The 6,938-nt window shown below is 70.0% G+C and carries 8 protein-coding genes and 1 pseudogene; 3 read left to right on the top strand and 6 right to left on the bottom strand.

All coding sequences use genetic code 11. The features are described 5' to 3' along the window. The 3 genes and pseudogenes from PV721_RS39295 to PV721_RS39285 form a co-directional block, all read left to right on the top strand. A pseudogene (locus tag PV721_RS39295) lies at positions 1-976 on the top strand (transcriptional regulator); the annotation flags it as partial. Between the two features lie 5 nt (positions 977-981). Continuing rightward, positions 982-1,536 carry a telomere-protecting terminal protein Tpg gene (tpg, locus tag PV721_RS39290; RefSeq protein WP_319733043.1) on the top strand — a complete coding sequence of 185 codons (555 nt, stop codon included), beginning with the start codon at positions 982-984 and terminating at the stop codon, positions 1,534-1,536. Positions 1,537-1,711: 175 nt separating this feature from the next. Continuing rightward, positions 1,712-2,164, top strand: coding sequence for a hypothetical protein (locus tag PV721_RS39285; protein WP_319733041.1), 453 nt, complete (start codon positions 1,712-1,714; stop codon positions 2,162-2,164). On the opposite strand, the gene PV721_RS39280 is transcribed toward PV721_RS39285, so the two are convergent. The 6 genes from PV721_RS39280 to PV721_RS39255 form a co-directional block, all read right to left on the bottom strand. After that, a complete protein-coding gene (locus tag PV721_RS39280) occupies positions 2,154-2,702 on the bottom strand; it encodes a hypothetical protein (protein WP_319733040.1) in 549 nt (182 codons plus the stop codon). The two genes, PV721_RS39285 and PV721_RS39280, sit on opposite strands and share 11 nt — an antisense overlap. Positions 2,703-3,143: 441 nt before the next feature. Then, positions 3,144-3,272, bottom strand: a complete 129-nt coding sequence (locus PV721_RS39275) for a hypothetical protein (protein ID WP_319733038.1) — start codon at positions 3,270-3,272, stop codon at positions 3,144-3,146. 418 nt (positions 3,273-3,690) lie between these two features. Further along, on the bottom strand, positions 3,691-4,419 hold the full coding sequence (locus tag PV721_RS39270; protein ID WP_319733045.1) for a hypothetical protein: 729 nt from the start codon (positions 4,417-4,419) through the stop codon (positions 3,691-3,693). 41 nt (positions 4,420-4,460) lie between these two features. Then, positions 4,461-4,682 (bottom strand): hypothetical protein, encoded by a 222-nt coding sequence (locus tag PV721_RS39265; RefSeq protein ID WP_319733036.1) that lies wholly within the window; start codon positions 4,680-4,682, stop codon positions 4,461-4,463. 316 nt (positions 4,683-4,998) lie between these two features. Further along, the gene (locus PV721_RS39260; RefSeq protein ID WP_319733034.1) at positions 4,999-5,163 is read right to left on the bottom strand and encodes a hypothetical protein; all 165 of its coding nucleotides are present in this window, start codon (positions 5,161-5,163) and stop codon (positions 4,999-5,001) included. Between the two features lie 65 nt (positions 5,164-5,228). Next, the gene (locus PV721_RS39255) at positions 5,229-5,696 is read right to left on the bottom strand and encodes a hypothetical protein (RefSeq protein WP_319733032.1); all 468 of its coding nucleotides are present in this window, start codon (positions 5,694-5,696) and stop codon (positions 5,229-5,231) included. Positions 5,697-6,938 lie beyond the last annotated feature (1,242 nt).

Below are 6,938 nucleotides of genomic sequence, written 5' to 3'. Positions count from 1 at the left end.
GGGGTGGGCCGGTGGGTTCCTGGACGAGGAGGCGTTCCAGTGGGTGCGGGACCCCCAGCTGCTGTCGGATGAGGAGTGCCTGCTGCCGTACGCGGTCGGCCTGGACCTGAACACCGCGTTCCTCGCCGCCTCCGCCCGCCTGGTCGTCGGCCTCTCCGCACCCGACCACTTCCACGCGCCGAAGTTCAACAAGAAGATCCCCGGCTCCTGGCTGGTCGACCTCTCACACATCGAGCTGGACCCGCGTCTGCCCTCGCCGTTCACCCCGTCCGGGCAGCGGCCGACCGGGCCGGCCTGGTACCAGACCCACACCCTCGCCTACGCCCAGGAACTCGGCTACGACGTCTCCCCCATCGAGGCGTTCCTGCGCAGGGAGACCGGCGCCTATCTGGATCCGTGGCACGACCGCCTCAAGACCGCGTACGCCGACACGCTCGCCGACCTCGGCGTCACGCCGGACTTGGACGACCGGCAGTTCCTCGCCGCCATGGAGCAGCACAAGCAGGTCGACCCGGGGATGGCGGCCGTGCTGGCCGCGATCAAGGCCACCGTCAAGGGCGGTATCGGCAAGCTCCGCGAGCGCCCCCAGGGACGGCACTACCGCGACGGGGAGCGGTGGCCGGCGCTGGAGCGGCCGACGTGGCGGCCCGACATCCGGGCCGCGGTCATCTCCAAGGCGCGGGTCAACATGCACCGCAAGATGGCCAACACCGCGAAGGCCACCGGCCAGTACCCGCTCGGCGTCCTGTCCGACTGCGTCGTCTACGCGTCGTCCGGACCCTCCCCGCTCGACTTCCTCCCCTACACCACCTCCGGCAAGCCCCTCCCCGGCGCCTTCCGCCTCGGGACAACGCCAGGCCTCGCGAAGGTCGAAGGCGTCCAGGAGATGGCGTGGGCCGTCGACCTCATGGAGAAGGGCCACAACCCCGCCCGCCACATCAAGGGCGGCGACGCCGTCACCGACGAAGGAGAATAGAAGCCGTGGGGGACATCGACGACGCCCTGGAGCGCGCGGACCGCGAGACGTTCACGCGGGAGCCGCCCAAGACGCTGAAGGGCCGCATCAACTTCCTGATGGGCAAGCTGAAGACCACCAGGGCCGTGGCCGCCGAGCTCGGCATCACCCAGCGGTCCGTCGAGCGCTACCGCACCGGCGAACGCAAGACCCCACCCAAGGCCATCACCGACCGCATCGACACCGCCGTACGCGCACGCTGGCAGCCCGTGGTGCGCAACCGGCGGCGCAAGGAAGCCGCCACCCGCACCGGCATCACCGTCGAGACCCGCGCCCGGTTCGGCTACACCGCACCCATCGGCACCACGGACGACGGCCGCATGCGCCGGCTGACCGTCCACCTCCCACCCGCCTACGCGCAGCGCCTCTTCGACGCCCAGCAACAAGGCGCCCCAGACCCGGAACTCCGGGCGATCGTCGCCGAAGGCCTCCAGGACATCTACTTCAAGGACGGCGGAACCCGCGCCGACCAGCTCGAAGTCGAATTCACTGACATCGACTACATCGACGTCTCGTTCTGACGGATGGGTCGGCCCGGTGGTACTGCCCCCAACGGGTGGGCACCGGGCCTGACCCGCGCACGCCATATCGGCACGGGCTGAAGCGACCCTAACCGGAGCCTGCCCGGTGTCCCACCCACTTGTGTGACACCGAGCAGGGCACTCCCGGACAGCGGGCTTCGTCGTTATACCGGGCATGATCAGTACGCAGCAGATCGCCGGTGAGACGGCCGCCCTGGACCTGATGCTGGCCCACCTGACCCACGACGCCGAGGCCATCGCCTCCGCCACGGCCGACACCGCCGTCTGCCCGACCACCTCGACCTACGCGCGCCAGCAGCTCTCGGGGCTGCTGCACGATGCCGTCCTCGCCCACCCGGACGTCTCCCTCCACCGGCCGGTGGTCCTCGGGCCTGCAGGACGGGCCTGGCTCCAGCACGTCGCTATGCACGGACCCGTCGCGGACACCGTCATGGCCCTGGCCAACGACGGAGCCGCCCCCCGCCACCACCTTGATGACGCCCAGTGGATCGCCACCTACGCCATCAGCGCCGTCGCCCGCATCATCGACGTCTACGGACCCGACGAAACCGCCGCCCGCATCACCCAGCTCCGGGACGCAGGCTCCCTCCCCCACCTCATCCAGTAGATCCGCGGACAGGGCTGCCGCTGGCCAGACGACCCAGGCGCAGGTCCGTGCAACGGATCCCGCCTTCGGGGTGCCACTCCAACACCGGCCCAGCGGCGTCGCCGTGCTCGGCGCACCAGGAGACGGGCACCAGGCCACCGCAGTCGTGCCGCCTGCATACGCAGGCCGCGCCCGGCCCCGCGTACGCGATCCCGTGGCGGACCAGCCCGCCCCCCGGCCCTGACGCGGCGGTGCCGCGCAGGCCGGCCGGCCAGGCGATCGTCAGGCGCAGGCCTCCCGTGCCCGATCGGAACCGGTCGATCACGCGTGCCTCGCCGAGGACGGCCAGAGGCGGTGTCCCGGGCGCGGCCAGATGCTTCACGGTCAGCCCGAACGTGCCTGCCGACAGGGCGGCGAGCGCGTCGGCGTCCTCGTCGGTGGACCATCCGGACAGGCGGTTGGCGTTGGACGCGAGAACGGGAGTCGCTTGTTCGCGACTTCGGGAGTCGTCTTGGCGCCACCGCCGTGATCGATATCGATGAGTTCGGGAGTCACTCATGGCGATCAGGCTCCGAAATCCCCGCTGGGACACCACGGGGCAGCTGACTGGCCAGTAGCTAGGGCGAGCCGGACATGACTCCGGCGGGTACCGACCGCCGAACTGCGGAAACGACCCCAGGAGCCGGGGCCTCGGGTCGATCCTCAGCGCCGCGGGGGTCTATCAAGGCCGGACCCCTGACCGGTGATGGGACTTCGTTCGCAAGGCCGCGCCATCCTTCGCCATGGGGCTATCCGTCGGGGGAACGCGATAATTGGCACATGAGATGCCTCTCCGGTTCTGCTGGAGGCCGTACGCGAGTGCGGCCGGGGTTCTGTGCAACCAGAACCCCGGCCGCGGTGTGCGGGGCGTCGAGGTGGGTCCGGCCGATCATGTGCCGGTCGGGCCCGCTTCACACAGGCCGCGACTTGCCGTCCGGTACCTCACCTGCCCACATCGCTGCTAACGCGCGAACTCCGCCACACACCCTGCGATCGATGTGACCGCGCCGAGCACAGCAATGATCACCTGCGCCCGGATGTCTGGGCCGATCCGCTTGCGCTGGTCCGGCCGCTTGGCCCGCTTCTGCATGTTCACCTCCCTCCGGAAGACTGCAGTTGGCAGGCACGCCCACTCCTCAGGCTGGGACGACGCCTCACGTCTACCTGACACCCGGGCGTAGGTGGCGGACCATGTGACGTGCCCTGGCGAAGCCTGGCGAATAGTCGCTGAGCACCTGACAGCAGGCGACTGTCAACTCAGCCGAGAATCTGGGGCAAGACAGGCTTGGGGCGACGTGGCAGGGGCCTCGACAGACTGACCACAGCCCCTTCCCGGCCGGGGAGGCCGCGAAGAACGCCACACTTCGGCAGGCCGGCGCGAGCCTCCTCGCCATACGCGGACTTCAAGCGGCCGTGGATCGAAGACCGGGACGACTGCCTCCCGTTCTCGTGAACACCGTCTATTCGCGCGAGCGTGCGACTCCCAATGTCGCGTCAAAACGACGTCGCTACTCGTGTACAAAGCCAAGGCGGTCCTCGTCTTCGGCGTCGTCGGCCAGGAGCAGGTGCGGGTCCTCGAGCCGGACGGCGCGTACCGCCGCCTGCTCCGGCGACGACCAGGGCGGCAGACGGGGTCTCCGTGGGTACGGCGATCTTGCCGTGGGCCAGCAACCAGGAAACGACCGCGGCTCGGTCAAACTCCGGGCTCGTCTCCGTACCGCCCACCGGCGCCGGGAAGTCGTCGTGCCGGCGGCGCCAGTTCGCGGCCGCGGCCCGGCCCACCCCTGCGATCCGCCCACCTCCGCCAGCAGCACCCGGTCCTCGCCCGGGACGAGCGGGGTGAGAGCGGCGAGCGGAGAACGACGCCCGGGCCGGACGGTGGCCACCGCCTGCCAGTCCACCAGCGGCCAGACGAGCGGGAGCAGGGCGACGTCCTGGGCGGAGTAGAGCGGCACCGTGGTCCACCCGCCGTGGGACTTGTAGTCGACCTCCACCGTGCCGACCGGGGAGAGGAACCCGAGCCGCACCGCGGCGTCGAAGTCGGCCCGGCGGACGCCGAGCCGGCGGGCAGCCTGGTCGGGGCCGAGGGGGACGTGCCGGTCGAGCAGGGCGGGCAGGTCCCGGCGGCGGGCGAGCGTGTTGACCTGGTCCGGGTGGACGTCGGGGAACTCGACCTCACCGCCGAGGTAGACGAGGAGCCCGGCCCGGACCAGGTGACCGACCGCAGCCGCCGTCACCCGCGGCCGGCACCGCGGCAACGGGGTGCCGAGCGCCTCCGTCAACCGGTCCGCGGCCCACCCCGCCCCCGAGGACCCCGCAGCGCGGCGCGGACCGCTTCCGGGTCGGCGGCCTCCACCACCGCACGCGACCACCGGCCCGGCCCGACGTCCGCGGCCGGGACCAGACCCGAGCCGGTCGCCCACCGCCACGCCGCGACCGGCACCCGCAGCCGGCTCGCCGCCTGCCCCTCGTCGAACACCTCACGCACCGAACGCACCATGAACCCCACTCCACTCCGCACATCGGCGACCCGACCGGGCCGCGCCCGAAACATGCCGAAAGATCCCGATTGATGTCAATAGGCATGATTCCGGGGCGAGTTGTAGGCACACCGCACAAGTCGCCTACGCGTACACGGGGGCCGGATTCACTCGCCCGGAGGACGCCTGGCGCCCGGTCCCGAGCACAGCGAAGCGGGGCCGCCACCGGTTCGTGACGGCCCCGCTCCACGTACTCACTGCATCCGGCCAGCAGACGCCCGCACCGCTCTGACATGGGGAATCGTCAATCTGTGCGTTACTCCGCCACGGTGTGCGTCATCGTCGGCGAAGCGCGATCGCGACCCCGAACGCGGTGGCCAGCGCCGAGGCGATCCCGCCCACGGCGCCGATCGGGGCGGCCAACGACGGGTGGACCATGCACAGGTAGAACGTGGCGCCGAGGACCAGGACGACGACGATCCCCAGCACCAGGAGCAGCACCGGGTCCGGACCCGAGGGCTGCGGGACGGACGGCTGCTGGGACTGGTTGGTGGTGACGAACTCGGCTACGGGACCTCTGCGCGGAATTCCCGCAGCACTTCGATTCCGAACTTTGTTTCAACTGCTTGGCCAGACTGGTTAAATTTAACGCTAACGTGACCGGAGCCGGTACTGGCTATGTTCCTATAGAGTATTGCCTGGTGCCGAATGCCCATATCGTCATCTGCGTCGAAATCATCGTCTTCTTTGAGGTGACCACCAACCCACAAGAAGTCACCCTCGAAGACGAGGAATGTTGCAGACGTGTTCGGGAAAAGTTGGTTAGTCTCAGCCATTCGGACTACGTCGTTATCCTGACGGCGCCACAGCGTTCCCGTGAATCCTGGCTGGAAATGCCCGTTTGCATCTACGAATACGCCCAGCGCGTCCAGATGGCCATAGATTTCAAGGGTGTCTCCGTCGTCGTCGCCAACCTTCGAGCACCTTATCTCTTTCAAGGTAACCCGAATTTCCTTTGCCAGCCTGGTGCCCATTTACGTGCCTTTCGTCTTGAGAAGGTCCACAGGTAGTGGCCCGTGTCTCAAGTAAGACCGACGTAGGCAGCCCCGTCATGCCACTCCATCTCGGCACTTGACAGTCGGTGCTCTTCCGGTGACCGATGCCGTGGCCGATCGGTCACGGGGTCAGTGACTGGTGAGCGATCGGGTGCGCAGTTCCGCACCGGACTCCGCCGCCGGGGTGCCACTCCATCACCGGGCCAACCGCGTCCCCGTGCTCGGCGCACCAGGAGACGGGGACGACTCCCCCGCAGTCGTGCAGCTTGCACATACCTCCTCCCTCTACCCCGGTCGGCGAACGCCACCCCGTGACGGACCACCCCGCCGCCGCCCCCTCTGCGGCGGCACCCCGCAGGCCGGCCTGCTTCAGACGGAGGTCTGCGTCCTGCGCGAGCAGAACCTCCGGCTCCTCGAGGAGAAGCCCGCCGTTGCCGCCCTGGCAACGCAGCTCAGCCACGCGCACACGCCGCAATACGTCTACATCCCGCTTCCGCCCAACCCCACCGCCGAAACGGCGGCAGCGGCCACGGAACCCCGAAGCGGCGAGCCCTCCCCAGTGGGTCCCCCCGCAGGGAACCGCCGAACGCCGGCCGTACGGATACGGCTACTGGACCCCCGACCAGCTCACCTACGACGCACTGTTCGGGCACGACTTCGCGGGCACCCAGCCCGCCCCGCACGGCTACCAGGAAGACGCGACCGCGCGCCCCGAGCGCCAACACGACGCATACGGCTACGAAGCCTGGGCGGCTGCCCCCTACGACACAAGCACCCATGGCGCATGGGGCCCTGAGCAGTGGACTGCCGGCCCTGTCCTCACCCCGGTGGACGGCGAACCGTCCCTGCACACACCGGCCGCCCCGCCCGCGCCTCTTCCTCACCGGGAAGACAAGAACGCGCGGCAGCCGGCCCGGGCCGCCCAGCCGAAGTACACGGCTCCCCCACGCGCCCGGGCGGGAGCGCTGCCGACTCTCGCGCTTCTCGTCGTTCTCCTCGGCGCCCGCCTCGTGTGAGCTGCGGCGGCCGGCCGTGTAGCAAGCTCGCCGACACGGCACTGCCGGGAGGACGGCACGCCCTCGGCCAGCGGGGCACGACGGCCCGTTCGGCGCCGCGGTGCCGCAGGGGTCCGCTGCCCGCGTGAGGAAGAGAGAAAAGGCCCCGACCGGCCGGGGGGAAGGGCTGGTCGGGGCCGCGCCCCGGCCAGCCCTTCCCCCCGGC

It is taken from the genome of Streptomyces sp. MB09-01 (assembly GCF_033794505.1).
Taxonomy (GTDB): Bacteria; Actinomycetota; Actinomycetes; order Streptomycetales; family Streptomycetaceae; genus Streptomyces.
This window is presented reverse-complemented; position numbering and strand designations above follow the sequence as displayed.

Coding starts and splice junctions, on each gene's coding strand:
- PV721_RS39275 (WP_319733038.1), bottom strand. CDS start 3,272: ATGCAGAAGCGGGCCAAGCGGCCGGACCAGCGCAAGCGGATCGGCCCA.
- PV721_RS39285 (WP_319733041.1), top strand. CDS start 1,712: ATGATCAGTACGCAGCAGATCGCCGGTGAGACGGCCGCCCTGGACCTG.
- PV721_RS39255 (WP_319733032.1), bottom strand. CDS start 5,696: ATGGGCACCAGGCTGGCAAAGGAAATTCGGGTTACCTTGAAAGAGATA.
- PV721_RS39280 (WP_319733040.1), bottom strand. CDS start 2,702: ATGAGTGACTCCCGAACTCATCGATATCGATCACGGCGGTGGCGCCAA.
- PV721_RS39265 (WP_319733036.1), bottom strand. CDS start 4,682: ATGGTGCGTTCGGTGCGTGAGGTGTTCGACGAGGGGCAGGCGGCGAGC.